Origin of the sequence: Cupriavidus sp. WGlv3 (genome assembly GCF_023952475.1) — a bacterium.
GTDB classification, from domain to species: domain Bacteria; phylum Pseudomonadota; class Gammaproteobacteria; order Burkholderiales; family Burkholderiaceae; genus Cupriavidus; species Cupriavidus phytorum.
The window spans coordinates 172,202-188,387 of the sequence record NZ_JALHRX010000002.1 but is presented as its reverse complement, the minus strand read 5'-3'; the positions used below and the strand labels follow the sequence as shown (position 1 = coordinate 188,387).

Here is a 16,186-nt window from a genome sequence, read left to right as displayed (position 1 = left end):
TGCATGATGCGCAAGACCGGTAACCTGATTGCCGCCGTCGCCTTACTTCGCGGTGCGCGGGTGTTGCCGCTGGTGGCTGCGACCCTAACCCTCTCCCTGGCCGTCCCCGCGGCCGCGCAACAGGTCTTCCCGAGTCCGCAAGCGGCAGCCGACGCGCTCGGCGACGCCATCGCACGCAGCGATGGCGACGCGCTGCAGCGTGTGCTTGGCAAGCGATACCAGTTGCTGGTGCCGCAAGGCTCGATTGACCAGGGCGACGTCTATGACTTCCTGGGCGCATGGGCGCGTCACCATGCCGTGCAGGCCGAAGGCGACAGCCGCGCACGCATTGCGGTGGGAGAGAGCGGGTGGACTTTTCCCGTACCGCTGGCCCGCCAGAGGGGCGGCTGGCAGTTCGACTTGCCCGCTGGCCAGCAAGAGGTACACCGCCGCCGCCTCGGACGCAACGAGCTGGTCACCATGGAAACCCTGCTGCAGCTGGCGGACGCCCAGCAGCGCTATGCCGAGCAAGTGGGCCAGGGCCGCTACGCCAGGCGGCTGGTCAGCGCGCCCGGCAAGACCGACGGACTCTACTGGCCCGCCGCCAGCGAGCAGGACGCCAGTCCGCTCGGTCCCGACGCACTGGCGATGGGTCCGGAAACGCCTGCCGCCGACGCCTTCTACGGCTATCACTACCGCATCCTGCCGGCCGCCCCGGGAAGCGACGGCGGCTACGGTCTGGTCGCATGGCCGGCGCGCTACGGCGATACCGGCGTCCATACCTTCCTGCTTGGCAGCGACCGCGTGTTCTACGAACGGGACTTGGGGCCCGGCACGGCATCGCGCGCCCGGGCCATGCGCAGTTTCTCGCCCGAAGGCTGGAAGCGGGTGGCCGATCGCTGACATCTTCTACTTGCGCTGGCGCCGCAGTCATGGGCCGCCGAGGCTTCTGGCACCGTCAAAGTTTCGTTTCGTTTTCCCGACGCATGCTCGCCAATGGCGGGTGGGCAACTCACGCCTGTGGTATGCTGCAACGCAACAATAAAGGCATAGGGGGAGATTCCGTCACACAGGAGTCCTCATGACGAAGAGCCTTGCAGCAGACTGGCATGCCCGCATGCGGCGTTTGAGCCGCGTGCAGACCCGCACGGAAGCCCAGGTGAAATCCTGGCTCCGGCGCATGGATTCGCTCAATCCGCTTACACCGGCGCGCCTGCCCGAATCGCCCCGGCCTGCCCGGCCCGCGCGCCCGGTCGCCGATCCCGGCATCCTGCCCGGCACCTGGCAGGCGCACCGGCTGCGCCTGGCACCCATGCCGGGCGAACTGGTGCCGCAACTGTCTTATCACCTCTACATCCCGTCGAAGGCCCATCGTGGCCCGCTACCCGTGGTGGTGGTGCTGCACGGCTGTCGCCAGACGCCGGACGAGCTGGCCGCGGGTACGCGCCTCAATGCACTGGCCGAACGCGAAGGCTTTATCGTCGCCTACCCGCAACAGCCATTGCGCCGCCAGGTGCAGCGCTGCTGGCAATGGTTCGACCTCGGCGCGGCCGACGGCGGACGCGAGGCGCAGGCCGTGGCCGCGCTGGTCGACGCACTGGCGGCGCGCCAGGACGTGCGCGAGCGCGAGATCTACCTGGCGGGCATGTCCGCCGGCGCGGCCATGGCCGCGGTGGTGGCGCTGCGCTACCCGGACAAGGTGGCCGCCGTGGCGCTCCATTCCGGCGTGGTCATCGGCGCGGCCGGCAACCCGCGCGCCGGCCTGCGCGCGATGCAGGAAGGCTCCGACGCCGAGCCCGCCTGGCTGCTCGATGCCGCCGGCGTAACGCCGGGCGGGCCCGAGATTCCCGCACTGGTGATCCATGGTTTGGCAGACGACGCGGTGCATCCGGTCAACGGGCGCCTGCTGGCGCGGCAGTTCCTCGCCTACAACGGCCTGGAAGACCGCCTCGCCGGCCGCCCCGCGCGCTTCGATCCGGAAGGCGACATGCCGGGCCGCTCGCATGAATACCGCTTCGGCCGCTGGCAGCGCGACCTGGTGACGCTGGTCGAGGTGGAGGGTCTGGGGCATGCCTGGAGCGGCGGCGACGACCGCTACAGTTATCACAGTGAAATCGGGCCGGATGCGAGCGGGATGATGTGGGAGTTTTTTCGGCAGTATCGGCGCTGAGGCGGTGTGCGTGGTAGACGCCTGAGTTTGTGCTGGCAAAGACTCGCACGGCGTCGCACCGATCAGCACATGGAAAGCGGAACATGCGAAGCCAAACCACTATTGCCTGCGAACTTCGCTCGCTCGGAGTCCATGCCGGCGACCTTGTGATGGTACATGCCTCGCTAAAGGCCATAGGTTCTATCGAGGGAGGCGCTGTTGCCCTTGTGGCAGCACTTCGCGACGCCGTTGGGCCGGAAGGCACGCTGCTAGGTTATGCCTCATGGGACCGGTCTCCCTACGAAGAGACGCTGCAGGGTGCGAAGATGGATGAACAGCAGCGGCGCAACTGGCCGCCTTTCGATCCTGCAACGGCAGGCACGTATCGCGGCTTCGGTTTGCTCAACCATTACCTCGCCACATCCCCGGGCGCCTTGCGAAGCGGCCATCCTGACGCCTCCATGGTCGCGCTCGGGCCGCGCGCAAGATTCCTGATCGAGCCACATCGGCTTGGTCAAGCCTTTGGCAAGTGCTCTCCAATCGAGCGCTTTGTTAACGAGCGCGGCAAAGTGCTGTTGCTTGGCGCTGGCCTCGATGCTCTGACCGTCCTTCACTACGCCGAGGCCATTGCCAAGATCCCTGGCAAGCGCCGCGTCACATATGAGATGCCCCTGCAGGGCGCGGACGGACAGACCGTGTGGGAGGCCGTAGAGGACTTTGACTCGAACGGGATTCTGGATTGCTTTGCCATCGAAGGCCAGCCGGACGGGGTAGAAACCATCGCCAGGGCCTATGTTCCCTTAGGCCGGCACACCGAAGGCCAGGTGGGGTGTGCGCACTGCTATCTGTTCGATGCCCGGGATATCGTGGCGTTCGGCGTCAGCTACCTGGAACAGCAGTATTTCGCGCCGTCCGCGAAACCGGGGCGCTGATCGACGCCGCTTCTGCCAAGGGAGGGCGCCAGCCCTCCCGCTTTATCTGGCGCGATGGCGTCATCACCCCGCGAGCGACTACTGAGAGTCGGCGCTGTAGGCGGCGCGAAGTAAATTGAATCTTGAACTCGCGGTTCAGGGACTCGATGGCTCTCCTCTTGTACCAGGCCCGGCATGTGCTGCTAACTGGTCGTTTGGTGCGTGCCTTCATCTACCGCCGCTGGCAACGCGCGGCACCAGTGCGCGAAGCCGGGAAAGCACTAGCTTTGCCGCTCGCGACATCGGATGGTGATGGGTAACGCCCAACGCTATCGACCGGGGCAGTCCCGGTTCAACGATCTCGACAGCGGCCAGCCGGCCGTTTCTTATTTCCTCGTCGACGGCAAGCAACGGCAGTATGGTCATCGCGTGGCCGCACAACGCGACTTCCTTCATGGTGTTCAGCGACTCCACCTCAAGCGCGACATCCAGCGCAATGTTTTGCTGGCGGGCATGCTGGTCAAGGACAAGGCGAAGGCCATTCGGTGTCGGCGGCAAAACCAGCGGCACGCCGCCGAGGCGGTGGAAGGCGACCGTGCGCTCGCTTGCCAACGCATGCCCGGGCGGGCAGACGAGGTAGGTGGCAACGGTGGCAAGGATCTCCTCATCCTGCCGCGGTCCGGGGCCATACCGGTTGATGACTGCGAGATCCAGTTGACCGGATTCCAACTGCTCATCGAGTTGCCCGCTGAAGCCCTCGACGACTCGCAGGCGTACCCCGGGTGCCGTGGCGCGCAGGTCTTCGAACAAGGCGGGGACGAGCCGGCGGGTCATCGACGGCAGGACTCCGATGCAGACCAGTCCGAACGGGATCCCGGCTGCGTTCCGTATTTCATCATTGAGTCGCTCGGATTGGGCAAGCAGCAATTCGATCTGCGGAAGGATCCGCTTGCCGAATTCCGACAGCACCACGCCACGACCGGTCCGGTCGAACAGCCGGTCTCCCCATTCGGCCTCGATCTGGGCGATGCCGCGACTCACCAAAGATTGTGCGATTCCCAGCGTCCGCGCTGCGCGGGAGAGGGAACCCATTTCCGCCACCAGGACTACGGTTTCCAGTTGCTTTAAATTCACGGAACCATCCAGAAAGTGGATATCTGATATCGAAGATTCTACTCTGTTGGATTGACGCGGGACTCCATACACTCCAACCACTTCTTCCGGTAAGAGAGAAGGAAGACAGATATATGGAGACGACAATGCCGCAGTTTTCTGCTGTATTCCGCGCAATCCGGTCGCCGGTGTGCGCTTTAATCCTCACCGCAGCCCCGTTTGCCTTTTGCGCCACGGCCAGCGCCGCAACAGGTTATCCGTCCAAGCCGCTTCGCCTGGTCGTGCCCTTTCCAGCAGGTGGGCCGACCGACGCGATGGCGCGCCTCATTGGCCAGCACCTATCACAGCAGCTGGGTCAGCCCGTGGTAATCGACAACCGCGGCGGCGCGGGCGGCACCATTGCCACCGAAGCGGTAGCCCAAGCGGCACCGGACGGCTACACGCTGTTTTTTTCCACCACTGGCACGATGGCGATCAATCCTGCGCTCTACCGGTCGCTGAAGGTGGACCCACTCAAATCGTTTGATGCAGTGGGATCGGTGGCCTCGACGGTCAATGTGTTGGTGGTCCCCAATAGCTTGTCGGTCAGCAACGTCAAGGAGCTGGTTGCGCTGGCCAAACAAAAGCCCGGCACGCTGACATTCGGCTCGGCCGGTAATGGCAGTTCCAACCATCTGTCGGGCGAACTGTTCAAGTCGATGGCCGGGATCGATATCGTTCATGTGCCATACAAAGGGTCGGGGGCCGCCTTTACCGATCTGCTCGGTGGCCGCATCTCGATGATGTTCGATACGGTATCGAGCCAGGTCCAGTACATCAGCAGCGGCAAGGTCAAGGCGCTGGGCGTCACGGGCGCCCGCCGCTCGGAAGCGTTGCCGAAGGTGCCGACCATTGCCGAGGCAGGCCTGCCAGGCTTTGACGTGACGATCTGGTTCGGCCTGTCCGCGCCGAAGGGGACCACGCCTGACGTAATCCACCGCCTGAACAGTGAACTGCAGAAGATGCTTGCTCAGACGCAAGTTCAGAGCCAGCTTGCCGCACTCGGCGCGCGACCGCTGCCCGGCACCCCCGCCGATTTTTCGAAATTGATCCAGCACGACGCAGGCAAATGGTCGTCGGTGGTCAAGGCATCGGGAGCGACCCTTGACTGAGACTTTCAAATCGCTATTTTCGCCCGCATCGGTCGCCGTGATCGGCGCCTCGGACAATCGCAACAAGGTGGGTGGCCGGCCGATCCACTACATGCGTACCTTCGGCTACCAGGGTGAAGTCTTCCCGGTGAACCCGGCGCGCTCGACCATCCAGGGGTATCGCGCCTATCCCGATCTCGGCGCGATCGGCAAGGCGCCGGATGCTGCGGTGATCGCCGTGTCGGGCGAAGCCGCGCTTGAGCAGGTGCGGCGATGTGCCGAGGCAGGAGTCAAGGCTGCGGTGATCATGGCGTCGGGGTTTGCCGAAACCGGCGCGGCGGGCCGGCAACGCCAGCAGGAGCTGGTTAGTGTGGCTAACGCAAGCGGGATGCGGCTGGTAGGCCCCAACGCGCAGGGTACCGCTAACTTCGCCAGCGGGGCGGTACTGAACTTTTCCACGATGTTCATGGAAGTCGCGCCGCAGGACGGCCCGATCGCAATCATCAGCCAAAGCGGTGCAGCCAGCGTCATGCCCTACGCGTTGTTGCGGCAGTCCGGTTACGGCGTGCGCTACCTGGTCGCCACCGGCAACGACGCCGATCTCGATGCCTGCGCGCTGGCGGCAGCGGTGGCCACCGACGCAGACGTGCGGCTGATCCTGGTCTATCTCGAATCGATCTCGGACCCGGCGCAACTTGCCCAGGCGGCTGAGCTGGCGCGGGCACGCGGCGCCAGCATTGTGGCGATCAAGGCCGGCAACAGCCAGCGCGGCGCGCAGGCGGCGGCCTCGCATACCGGCGCGCTGGTGGGCAACGACGCGGCGATCGATGCGTTTCTGGCCCGCCACGGTATCTGGCGCGCCGGCGATATCGGCGAACTGGTCCGGGCCGTGCCGCTGTACCTGCAAGGGCACGCGGCGGGGCAGGGCAGGACGGTCGTGATGAGCCATAGCGGCGCCGTCGGTGTGATGGCGGCCGACCTGGCAGAGCGGCATGCGCTGCCGCTGGCGGAACTGCAGCCCGCAACGCTCGGTGAACTGGGCGCGATCCTTCCGGAATTCGGCACCGCCAGCAACCCGCTCGACATGACGGCGGCGCTGCTGGGCAAGGGGGACATGTTCCCCCGCGTGCTCCACGCGCTGGGCGCCGACCCGCAAGCCGACATGGTGATGGTCGGCATACCGGTGGCTGGCCCCGGCTACGACGTCGAGGCGCTGGCCCGCGATGCCGCGTCATTCAGCACGGCGCAGGGCAAGCCGCTGGTGGCCAGCGCACCGCAACAGACCGTGCGCGAGGTGTTTGTCAGGCACGGCGTGCCTGTGTTCGTGACCGAGGCCGATGCCGTCGCGGCGCTGGCCCAGTATGCCGCGCACCATCGCCTGGAAGCGGCCGCTGTCAACGCGGGCTGGCCCCGCACCGCCCCGCTTGCTGGCAGCGGCTTGCAGGACGAGGCACGCAGCCTGGCGCTGCTCGCCGAAGCCGGCCTACCGGTGGTGCCATATCGCCTGTGCACCAGTGTCGAGGAGGCGGTGGCTGCATTCGGGGCGCTCGGAGGCGTTCCCGTGGTGGTCAAGGGCTGTGCGGCCGAAGTGCCGCACAAGAGCGAACACGGTCTGGTGCATCTGCGCCTCACCGATGCAGCAGGCGCAGCAAGGGCCGCGCAGGATTGCTTCGAAAAACTGCAGCGGCTTGGTGTGGCGTCGCGGTGCGTGGTGGTCGCGGCGATGGTCAAGGGCCGCCACGAATTCGCGCTGGGCGTCTCGGTCGATCCCGTGTTCGGACCGCTGGTGATGATCGGTGAGGGCGGTACGTTGCTCGAATTGCGCAAGGACATCGTCACGCTGCTGGCGCCCTTTACCGCCGAGGACGTGAAGGCGGCCTGCGCACGGCTGCGCCTGGCGCCGCTCTTTAAGGGCTATCGCGATATCCCGGCACTCGATCTGGATGCGATGGCGACAGCCGCCGTGGCGCTGGGCAACTGGGCGCTGCGTCACCGGACCGCGCTGAAATCGGTCGACATCAACCCGCTGATGGTGATGGCTGCCGGTGAAGGTGCGGTGGCGGTCGATGCCGTCATGGAACTGCAGGAACACTGAAACATGGAAGCCATACAAGTCAAACAGGATGACGACATCGCGATCGTCACGCTGAACCGGCCGGCGCGGATGAACGCTGTCAATGACGAGTTGCGCGGGCAGTTGATCGATGCGCTCGGCCGTCTCAATGCCCGGTCCTCGGTACGCGCCATCGTACTGACTGGCTCTGGCGAGCGCGCATTCTGCGCCGGACAGGATCTTGACGAAGCGGCCGCGGTGACGTGGCAGCAGATCGTTCCCTGGCTGAACCGGCAACGGGCGATGTACCAGGCCGTGCGCGAGCTGGACAAGCCTTGCGTGGCCGCCGTGCGCGGCGTGGCCGCAGGCGCGGGCTTCCAGCTTGCCTTGTGCGCGGACTGGCGGCTGGCCACGCCGGACAGCCGTTGGGGCCAGCCTGAGGTCAAGGCGGGGCTGGCGAGCATCGTCGGGTCGTACCTGATGACACTGCACGTCGGCCATACCCATAACGTGCAGATGTCGCTGTCGGGTGAACTGATCAACGGGCAGCGCGCCTTCGACGTCGGACTGGTGACCGCGCTGTGCAGCGAAGCGGACCTGATGTCGAACGCCGTGGAGCGAGCCCGGACCCTGGCCGCGCTGCCGCCGACGGCCGTGCGCCTTTCCAAGCAACGTTTCCGCGCCATGACGCAAGCGGGTTTCGACGAGGCCTGCGTCGCCGGCATTCGCGCCCAGCTGGAATGCTACGCCGATGGTGAGCCGCAGCGCGTGATGGCCGGGTTCCTGAGCCAACGAAAAACCAGGGAGTCACAGTGAAACAACTGAACGAACACTATATTGGCGGCGCGCGGCGCACAGTTCGCCATAAAGAAACGATTCTCGTGCGCGACTCAGCGACCGAGGCGCCACTGGCGCAGGTCCATCTCGGCGATGCCAGCGATGTCGCTGACGCCGTGCTGGCGGCGCAGCAAGCGCTAGCGGGCTGGCAGCATATCGGTGCCGCCGGGCGGGCATCGTATCTGCTCGGCATCGCGGCGGCGCTGGAGGACTGCGCGACGGATCTCGCGAATGAGATTTCGCGCGAAGTCGGCATGCCCCTCAAGCTGTCACAACGCATCCAGGTCGACATGCCGATCGCGGCGTGGCGCGCTACCGCGGCGCTTGCCGAGACGTTCCGGTTTGTCAGCGACGTCGGTAACTCTCGCGTGACCATGGTGCCTGTGGGCGTGGTCGCAGCGATCACGCCGTGGAACTACCCCCTGCACCAGATCACGGCCAAACTGGCCCCGGCGCTGCTGGCGGGCTGCACGGTGGTGCTGAAGCCATCCGAGTTGGCCCCGTCCGCAACCGTGCGGCTGATGGCCGCCTGCGAAGCCGCCGGTGTCCCGCCCGGCGTCGTCAATATTGTTTCCGGCGGTGCGGCGGTAGGTGAAGCGCTAGTGTCGCATCCGGAGGTCCGAATGGTCTCGTTCACCGGCTCAACGGCGGTGGGCCGCAAGGTGGCGGCAGCGGCGGCCGGTGACATGAAGCGGCTGTCGATGGAGTTGGGCGGCAAGTCTGCCGCTGTGGTGCTGCCCGGCGCGGATCTCGGGCAAGCGGTCAAAGCGACTGTCAGTTCGTGCTTCCTCAATTCAGGCCAGACTTGCAGCGCGACGACCCGGCTCATCGTGGCGCGCGAAACCTATGCGCAATGCCGGCAACTGCTTGCCGATGCCGCTGCCGCCATGACGCCGGGCGATCCCGCCGAACCCGGAACCCGCATCGGCCCACTATTGTCGGCACAGCAACGTGAACGCGTGCTGACCCACATCGCCGAGGCGGAGCGTGCCGGCTTCGACCGGATTGCCGGTGGCTCCGAGGCGCCGGTGCCCACTTCAGGGTATTTTGTTGCCCCGACCATCTTCGGCAACGTCGCGCCCGACAGCCGCCTGGCAAATGAGGAAGTCTTCGGTCCAGTGCTGGCGGTATTGAGCTACGACACCGTCGACGAAGCGATCGCGCTTGCCAACGGCACTGCCTACGGGCTTGCGGCTACTGTCTGGGGGCCTGACGCGACGGCACTTGACGTCGCCAATGCGCTGCGGGCTGGGCAGGTCGACGTCAATGGCGCCCGTTTCAACCCGGCGGCGCCGTTCGGAGGCTTCGGCATGTCCGGCGTGGGACGCGAGGGCGGCATCTACGGGCTCGAAGAGTTCCTGGAGCCGAAATCGATCCAGCTGCCCGCCTCCGCCCTCCAGGCATAAGCAGGCAACCCGAAGCAAGCACAAAGGAAGTCCGACATGGAAAATCAGATTACTTTTACCCGCGCAGGCAAGGGCGAGCACATCGCCGTCGTGACCATGAACCGCCCCGACAAGTTGAATGCGCTGACCAAGGTCATGGAGGCGCAATTGCGCGAGACCATGGAAGCCGTCGACCGCGACGACAGTATCCGCGTGGTGGTGCTGACCGGGGCAGGCAAGGGCTTCTGCGCAGGCATGGACATCAACGAACTCGAGGTGCTGCCGCCGGATGATATTCGCGGGGCGCAGTGGATGCGGCCGTTCGACATGAACCGGCGCGCCGACTACCAGACGCGCTATGGCTACTTTCCGGCCATGCGCAAGCCCGTGATCGCAGCCATCAACGGCGCGGCAGCGGGTTTGGGGCTGGTGTTTGCCCTCTACAGCGACATGCGCTTTGCCAGCAGCAGCACCGCGTTCAGCACGGCCTTCGCCCGCCGCGGCCTCATTGCCGAACACGGCATCTCGTGGCTGCTGCCGCGCGTGGTCGGCCCCGGTCATGCGGCGGACCTGCTGTACTCTGCGCGCAAGGTGCTGGCCGACGAGGCGTTGCGCATTGGCCTGGTCGACCGTGTGTTCGAACCAGACGATCTGTTGGACCAGACGCTGGACTATGCCGACGATCTTGCCCGCAATGTCTCGCCCCGTTCCATCCGCGTGATGAAGCGTCAGATGTGGGAGCAGCCCTTCCAGTCGTTGGCGGAGGCGACGCGCATGGCCAACGCCGAGATGTTCGACAGCATCCAGAGCGAGGACTTCAGGGAAGGCGTCGCTCACTTTATTGAGAGGCGGCAAGCGAACTTCACTGGCAAGTAGACAGCAGCACAAGTCAACGTCAATCCGGACGTTGGCTTGCCCGCTACTGTGTGCTCGCGCACCGTCTGCCAGAGCTCTTGGTTGGCAGACATGCAATTTGCACCTGCCAAGCCCCAGAGAAGGATACTCAGTGCGTATCGCGCAGCCCAAGCACATTGGCACCGATACGCGGATCGGTGCCACGTTCAAGTAGCTGGGGATGCGCGATGACCGTTACCTCCAGCGATCCGGTGCCGACTTCCATCGACAGGATATGGCCGCCGTAGGTGTCGAAACTGCTGTCGCCGGCAACGCCGTGCGCATGGATCGACGGCTTGCCTTCCTTCCATGCCAGGCTGCCGACGATGCTGGCCATCTCCACGTTGCGGAAGGTGCGCGGGTTGAACTGCTTCTTCCCGGCATCCCAGAAGCCGAACGTGACATTGGCGAAGCCGATCGCCGACAGGCTCGCGCTGGGGATCTTCTCGCAGATGGCAAAGGCCTCGATCTGCTCGAACACGTTGTCGCCCATGCGCAGCACCAGCAGGTAACCGGTGGGGGTCTTGATGTAGCGCGGCACGCTGTCGCGCGGGTAGTTGGGGTTTTGGGCCCGGGCATCGAGCGCCGCCTTGCATTCCGCCGAGGCAGAGGTCTGCGCCGCGGCGGGGGCGGGCATGACTGCGACCGCGAAGGCGGCGCCGGCTGCCAGCATGGCGAACGCCTGGCGGGCACGGCAGGTGGTGCGGTGGATCATCGGTTGTCTCCTGATGGGTTGTTTGCTGGTGGGTTGGTGGCTACGGCTGAAAAATTACGAAGCGGGCGGATGCGGCGGCAGCAGGATGTCCCGGCCGACCGCGCGGATGTCGGTGTGGCCGCAGAAGGCCATGGTCAGGTCGAGTTCCTTGCGGATGATCTCCAGCGCGCGCGTCACGCCGGCCTGTCCCATGGCGCCCAGTCCATACAGCATGGGCCGGCCGATATAGACGCCTGTGGCGCCAAGGGCGACCGCCTTGAGCACGTCCTGCCCGGAACGGATGCCGCCGTCCATATGGACTTCGATGCGGTCGCCCACGGCTTCGGCAATGGCGGGCAAGGCGCGGATCGACGCTGGCGCGCCATCGAGCTGGCGGCCGCCGTGGTTGGACACGATCAGCGCATCCGCGCCCGACTGGCACGCCAGCCGCGCATCCTCGACGTCCTGGATGCCCTTGAGCACCAGCTTGCCGGACCAGCGACGGCGGATCCATGCCACGTCGTCCCAGTCCAGCGTCGGGTCGTACTGGCGGCTCGACCAGTCAGCCAGCGAGGTCATGTCGTCTACGCCCTGCACATGGCCGATGATGTTGCCGAAGGTGCGGCGGCGCGTGCCCAGCATGCCCAGGCACCAGCGCGGCTTGCCCATCATGTTGAGCAGGTTCCACGGCGTCAGGCGCGGCGGCGCGGACAGGCCGTTGCGCAGGTCCTTGTGGCGCTGCGCGCTGACCGGCAGGTCCAGCGTCAGCACCAGCGCCGGGCAGCCCGCGGCGCGGGCGCGGTCCATCAGGCGTTCGACGAAGGCGCGGTCGCGCATCACATAGAGCTGGAACCAGAACGGATGCCCGCCGGTGGCCTCGGCCACGTCCTCGATCGAGCAGATGCTGACCGTGGACAGGGTGAACGGCACGCCGAAATCGCGCGCGGCGCGGGCGGCCAGGATCTCGCCGTCGGCATGCTGCATGCCGGCCAGCCCGGTCGGCGCGAGCGCCACCGGCATGGCCACGTCCTGGCCCAGCATGCGCGTGGCGACGCAGCGCTCGCCGATATCCACGGCCACGCGCTGGCGCAGCAGGATGCGGCCGAACTCGCGCTGGTTGGCGCGGTAGGTGGACTCGGTCCACGAACCGGAGTCGGCGTACTCATAGAACATGCGCGGCACCCGCCGCCGGGCGAGCCGGCGCAGGTCCTCGATCTCGTTGATGGATGACATCTTGTGTCCTGCAAGGTAGAAAGACGGAGCGCGCCTGGCCTCAGTGCAGCCATGCGGCCGGCACCAGGATCAGCTGCGGGAACAGCACGAACAGGAACATCAGCGCGGTCAGGCTCAGCAGGAACGGCCAGACCCCGCCGATCACGCTGTCCAGGCTGCAGCGCGAAGTGCCCGCCACGACGTTGAGCACCGTTCCCACCGGCGGCGTCAGCAGGCCGATGGCGTTGTTGAGCACGAACATCACGCCGAAATACACCGGGTCGATGCCCGCCTTGGTGATTACAGGCATCAGGATCGGCGTCATGATCAGCACCGTCGGCATCAGGTCGAGCGCGGTGCCCACCACGATCACCAGGACCATGATGACCAGCATCAGCAGGATCTTGTTGTCGATGAAGGGTTCGAGCAGGTCGGTCACCTGCGCCGGGATATTGGCGATGGTGATGAGCCATGCCGACACCAGCGCGCAGGCCACCAGGAACAGCACCGTGCTGGAAGTCTTGGCCGCGGTGACGATCAGTTCCGGCAGCGCGCGCAGCTTCAGTTCGCCGTAGACGAAGCGGCCCACCACCATGGCGTAGACCACCGCCACCACCGCTGCCTCGGTCGGCGTGAAGGCGCCGATCTTCATGCCGCCGATGATCACCACCGGCAGCACCAGGGCCCACACGCCGTCGAGCGCGGCCCGGGCCAGGCGGCGGGCATTGAACGGCTCGGTGGGCGCGAGCTTTTCCTTGCGTGCGCAGAAGTGCCAGGTGACGGCGAGCGTCAGCGCCATCATCGCGCCGGGGGCGATGCCGGCGAGGAACAGCTTGGTGATCGACACCTGCGCCACCACGCCGAACACCACGATGGCGATCGACGGCGGTATCACCGGCGCGATGATGCCGCCCGCCGCGATCAGGCCCGCCGCGCGCGGCACGTTGTAGCCGGCATTGCGCATCATCGGGATCAGCAGCGCGGCGACCGCGGCGGTATCGGCCACCGCGGAGCCGGAGATGCTGGCCACCACCGTCGCGGCGATGATTGCCACGTAGCCCAGCCCGCCGCGGACGTGCCCGACCGCAGCGTCGGCGACGCGCACGATGCGCCGTGACAGCCCGCCGGCGTTCATCAGCTCGCCCGCCAGCATGAAGAACGGCACCGCCATCAGCGGATAGTTGTTGACGCCCTCGAGCATGTTCTGCGCGAGGATCTGCGTATCGAAATTGCCCAGGTGCAGCATCAGCGCAACCCCGGAAGCCAGCAGCGCAAAGGCGATGGGCATGCCGAGCGACATCGCGCCCAGCAGCGAGCCGACAAAGACAAAGATGGTCATGACGAGCTCCCTGCGCTTATTCGCCGGAGGTGCCGGACTGCGGCACCAGTTCATGCTGCGCCATGCGGCCGCTGGCGAGGCGCCACAGCCCGTGCAGCAGCATCGCCGCCATGCCCACGCTGCAAACCAGCAGGCAGGCATAGACCACGCCGAGCGGCACGCCGGTGACGGGCGCGCGGTCGTCCATGCCGATCGCCACCAGTTGCCACGCGCCATGGGCCAGCAGCAGGCAGCAGCCCAGCGCGCCCGCGTCGGCGAGCAGGCGGCAGGCACGCTGGCCGTTCCCGCCCAGGCGCGATACCACGGTGGACATGCCCAGGTGGGCCTTGTCATGCATGACCAGCAGGGCGCCGGTCAGCGTCAGCCACATGAAGACGAAGCGCGAGGCTTCCTCGGAGAAGGCAATGCCGGAATTGAAGACGTAGCGCAGGACCACGTTGCCAAAGACCAGCACGATCATGGTGGCCATCATGGCGACCATCGCGCCGTGGATCAGGCGCAGCGTAATTCGGTTCATGATTCGGAACTCCTGGAGGGATCGGGGTTCAGCACAGGCGTGGCACGGCGGCCCCGATCCGGTAAAAGCGCATGGCGTTGTCGTGCCACACCGCCTGCGCGGCGGCGTCGGGCAGGCCTTCGAGCGCGGCGGCGACGGTATTGACGATTTCATGCAGCGACGCGCGCAGCCCCGACACAGGCAGGTTGCTGGCAAACATGCAGCGCTGCCAGCCGAAGATCTCCAGCGCCTGTCGGATGACGGCGACATTGCCGGCGCGATCCCATGCCGCGCCCGGCAAGCCGAACTCGGACAGCTTCAGGTGCACCCCGGGCAGGCTGGCCAGGGCCGCCAGCCCGCGGCGCCAGCCGGACAGGCCCGCTTCGGTGCGATCCCACGGCAGGCCGGTGTGTTCGACCACCACGGCCAGGCCGGGCACCGCCGCGATCGCCTCGGCGGCTTCCTCCAGGTGCCACCATGGCACCCGCAGGTCCCACGCCAGGCCGTGCTCGGCCAGCCGCTGCAGGCCGGACCGCCAGCGCGGATCCTGCAGCGTGCCGGGCTGGCCGCGCACGCTGCCAGCCGCGGTCCGGCTGGTGCGCGGCTTGCATCGCACGCCCCGCACCAGCGGGAAGGCCTGGTGCGCGCGCAGCTGGTCCGCCAGCGTGTCGCTGTTGAAATCGGCATGCGCCACCACCGCGTTGGGAAAGCCATGGCGCGCGTGGACCTGGTGCAGCCACGCGGTCTCGGCCACCGACTCGTCGGCATGACGTTCGGCTTCCACGTGGACGCTGGCGGCGAGCGGCAGCCCGTCCCACTGGCGCAGGTAGTCGGCGGGATCGAAGTCTTGCCGCAGCGCGGCGTAGTCGCCGAGGAAGAAGGCGGCAGGGTCGTACCCTTCCTGCAGCCAGGGATGGCGCGCGCAGCCGAGCCGCCACAGATGGTGGTGGGCATCGACGATGGCGGCGGGCATGGCAGGCATCGCGTGCTCCTAGCGCTGGGCGTCCATGGCGCGCAGCACGGCGTCGCCGTTCTTCTGCACGAACAGCTGGCGCGTCTCCTCGCGCACCACCTTGCGGATGCCGGCGTTGTCGGGATGCTCGTTGACCTGTACGCCCCTGGCCCGCAGCGTGGCGATGGCCGCGGCCTCGTTGTCGGCGTTGAGCTTGCGCTGGTAGGTGGCGGCGGCAGCGGCCTCTTCCAGCAGCACCTTCTGGTACTCGGGCCTGAGCGCGTCGAACTTCGCCTTGTTCATCAGCACCACCAGCGCGGTATAGGCATGGCGCGTCATCGACACGTACTTCTGCACCTCGTACATCTTGGCCGAGACCATCAGCGTGGGCGGATTCTCCTGGCCGTCGACCGCGCCGGATTCCAGCGCGCCGAAGACCTCGGCGAACGGCATCGGCTGCGGGCTCGCGCCCAGCAGCTGGAAGGCCTTGATGTGCGACGGGTTGGGCGTGGTGCGGATCTTCAGGCCGCGGATGTCCTCGGCCTTGTTGACCGGGCGCTTGTTGTTGCCCAGGCTGCGGAAGCCGATCTCCCAGAAGGCCAGGCCCTTGATGCGGTGGGCGCCCAGTTCTTCCAGCAATGAACGGCCGACCGGGCCGTCCAGCACCTTGTAGGCCGAGGGTCCGTCCTCGAACTGGTAGGGCAGGTCGAGCACGTTCAGCCGTGGCGCCAGCCCGGTGACAAAGGGATTGCCGGTGGCGCCGATGTCGATGGTGCCGCTGCGCACGCCCGTGACCAGCGTGGTGTCGTTGCCGAGCTGGCTGTTGGCGAAGACCTGGATCTCGACGCCGCCCTGGGTGCGCTCCCTGACCTTCTTGCTGAAGGCGAGCGCGGCCTGGTGCTGCGAGTCGGTTTCCGGAACGGTATGGGCGAAGCGCAGCTTCACCGGGGCCGGTGCCTGTGCGTGTGCCTGTGCCACGCCGGCAACGGACAATAGCGCTGCCAGCACGATATGCGGGATAACGTGTTTCATGGTGTCTCCT

Annotated in this window: 15 protein-coding genes; 8 read left to right on the top strand and 7 right to left on the bottom strand. The window is 66.5% G+C overall.

The features are described 5' to 3' along the window. Positions 1-3: 3 nt before the first annotated feature. From MKD38_RS04300 to aac(3), 3 genes are all read left to right on the top strand, one after another. Positions 4-882, top strand: a complete 879-nt coding sequence (locus MKD38_RS04300) for a DUF2950 domain-containing protein (protein WP_252674818.1) — start codon at positions 4-6, stop codon at positions 880-882. A 178-nt stretch (positions 883-1,060) separates the two neighbouring features. After that, positions 1,061-2,149 (top strand): extracellular catalytic domain type 1 short-chain-length polyhydroxyalkanoate depolymerase, encoded by a 1,089-nt coding sequence (locus tag MKD38_RS04295; protein WP_252674817.1) that lies wholly within the window; start codon positions 1,061-1,063, stop codon positions 2,147-2,149. 83 nt (positions 2,150-2,232) lie between these two features. Next, a complete protein-coding gene (aac(3), locus tag MKD38_RS04290) occupies positions 2,233-3,060 on the top strand; it encodes an aminoglycoside 3-N-acetyltransferase (protein WP_252674816.1) in 828 nt (275 codons plus the stop codon). A gap of 207 nt (positions 3,061-3,267) precedes the next feature. Here the strand turns inward: aac(3) and MKD38_RS04285 are convergent, their stop codons facing one another. Next, positions 3,268-4,173 carry a LysR family transcriptional regulator gene (locus MKD38_RS04285; RefSeq protein WP_252674815.1) on the bottom strand — a complete coding sequence of 302 codons (906 nt, stop codon included), beginning with the start codon at positions 4,171-4,173 and terminating at the stop codon, positions 3,268-3,270. 125 nt (positions 4,174-4,298) lie between these two features. Here MKD38_RS04285 and MKD38_RS04280 point away from each other — a divergent pair, with 125 nt between their 5' ends. Genes MKD38_RS04280 through MKD38_RS04260 form a run of 5 tightly spaced genes read left to right on the top strand, consistent with a single transcriptional unit; the run spans position 4,299 to position 10,433 of the window. Further along, positions 4,299-5,303, top strand: coding sequence for a Bug family tripartite tricarboxylate transporter substrate binding protein (locus MKD38_RS04280; RefSeq protein ID WP_252674814.1), 1,005 nt, complete (start codon positions 4,299-4,301; stop codon positions 5,301-5,303). Beyond that, positions 5,296-7,377 carry an acetate--CoA ligase family protein gene (locus MKD38_RS04275; RefSeq protein ID WP_252674813.1) on the top strand — a complete coding sequence of 694 codons (2,082 nt, stop codon included), beginning with the start codon at positions 5,296-5,298 and terminating at the stop codon, positions 7,375-7,377. The genes MKD38_RS04280 and MKD38_RS04275 overlap by 8 nt, the downstream gene beginning before the upstream one ends. A 3-nt stretch (positions 7,378-7,380) precedes the next feature. Then, positions 7,381-8,151 (top strand): enoyl-CoA hydratase/isomerase family protein, encoded by a 771-nt coding sequence (locus MKD38_RS04270; protein ID WP_252674812.1) that lies wholly within the window; start codon positions 7,381-7,383, stop codon positions 8,149-8,151. Then, entirely contained in the window at positions 8,148-9,578 is a 1,431-nt protein-coding gene (locus tag MKD38_RS04265) for an aldehyde dehydrogenase family protein (protein WP_252674811.1), read from the top strand. The genes MKD38_RS04270 and MKD38_RS04265 overlap by 4 nt, the downstream gene beginning before the upstream one ends. A 36-nt stretch (positions 9,579-9,614) precedes the next feature. Beyond that, a complete protein-coding gene (locus MKD38_RS04260) occupies positions 9,615-10,433 on the top strand; it encodes an enoyl-CoA hydratase (protein ID WP_252674810.1) in 819 nt (272 codons plus the stop codon). A 127-nt stretch (positions 10,434-10,560) separates the two neighbouring features. Here the strand turns inward: MKD38_RS04260 and MKD38_RS04255 are convergent, their stop codons facing one another. From MKD38_RS04255 to MKD38_RS04230, 6 genes are read right to left on the bottom strand one after another with little or no spacing between them, the layout of a single operon-like run. Further along, positions 10,561-11,166 carry a PPC domain-containing DNA-binding protein gene (locus MKD38_RS04255; RefSeq protein ID WP_252674809.1) on the bottom strand — a complete coding sequence of 202 codons (606 nt, stop codon included), beginning with the start codon at positions 11,164-11,166 and terminating at the stop codon, positions 10,561-10,563. Positions 11,167-11,220: 54 nt separating this feature from the next. Beyond that, positions 11,221-12,378, bottom strand: coding sequence for an alpha-hydroxy acid oxidase (locus MKD38_RS04250; RefSeq protein WP_252674808.1), 1,158 nt, complete (start codon positions 12,376-12,378; stop codon positions 11,221-11,223). A 40-nt stretch (positions 12,379-12,418) separates the two neighbouring features. Further along, complete coding sequence (locus tag MKD38_RS04245; protein WP_252674807.1) at positions 12,419-13,696, bottom strand: TRAP transporter large permease; 1,278 nt, start codon at positions 13,694-13,696, stop codon at positions 12,419-12,421. Positions 13,697-13,712: 16 nt separating this feature from the next. After that, entirely contained in the window at positions 13,713-14,213 is a 501-nt protein-coding gene (locus MKD38_RS04240) for a TRAP transporter small permease (RefSeq protein WP_252674806.1), read from the bottom strand. 28 nt (positions 14,214-14,241) lie between these two features. After that, a complete protein-coding gene (locus tag MKD38_RS04235; protein ID WP_252674805.1) occupies positions 14,242-15,174 on the bottom strand; it encodes an amidohydrolase family protein in 933 nt (310 codons plus the stop codon). Between the two features lie 9 nt (positions 15,175-15,183). Beyond that, positions 15,184-16,176, bottom strand: coding sequence for a DctP family TRAP transporter solute-binding subunit (locus tag MKD38_RS04230; RefSeq protein WP_252674804.1), 993 nt, complete (start codon positions 16,174-16,176; stop codon positions 15,184-15,186). Between the last annotated feature and the right edge of the window lie 10 nt (positions 16,177-16,186).

What these genes read in the sequence shown, in the direction of transcription:
- MKD38_RS04300 (WP_252674818.1), top strand. Translation starts at nt 4, where the DNA reads ATGATGCGCAAGACCGGTAACCTGATTGCCGCCGTCGCCTTACTTCGC.
- MKD38_RS04295 (WP_252674817.1), top strand. Translation starts at nt 1,061, where the DNA reads ATGACGAAGAGCCTTGCAGCAGACTGGCATGCCCGCATGCGGCGTTTG.
- MKD38_RS04280 (WP_252674814.1), top strand. Translation starts at nt 4,299, where the DNA reads ATGCCGCAGTTTTCTGCTGTATTCCGCGCAATCCGGTCGCCGGTGTGC.
- MKD38_RS04270 (WP_252674812.1), top strand. Translation starts at nt 7,381, where the DNA reads ATGGAAGCCATACAAGTCAAACAGGATGACGACATCGCGATCGTCACG.
- MKD38_RS04260 (WP_252674810.1), top strand. Translation starts at nt 9,615, where the DNA reads ATGGAAAATCAGATTACTTTTACCCGCGCAGGCAAGGGCGAGCACATC.
- MKD38_RS04255 (WP_252674809.1), bottom strand. Translation starts at nt 11,166, where the DNA reads ATGATCCACCGCACCACCTGCCGTGCCCGCCAGGCGTTCGCCATGCTG.
- MKD38_RS04250 (WP_252674808.1), bottom strand. Translation starts at nt 12,378, where the DNA reads ATGTCATCCATCAACGAGATCGAGGACCTGCGCCGGCTCGCCCGGCGG.
- MKD38_RS04245 (WP_252674807.1), bottom strand. Translation starts at nt 13,696, where the DNA reads ATGACCATCTTTGTCTTTGTCGGCTCGCTGCTGGGCGCGATGTCGCTC.
- MKD38_RS04240 (WP_252674806.1), bottom strand. Translation starts at nt 14,213, where the DNA reads ATGAACCGAATTACGCTGCGCCTGATCCACGGCGCGATGGTCGCCATG.
- MKD38_RS04235 (WP_252674805.1), bottom strand. Translation starts at nt 15,174, where the DNA reads ATGCCTGCCATGCCCGCCGCCATCGTCGATGCCCACCACCATCTGTGG.
- MKD38_RS04230 (WP_252674804.1), bottom strand. Translation starts at nt 16,176, where the DNA reads ATGAAACACGTTATCCCGCATATCGTGCTGGCAGCGCTATTGTCCGTT.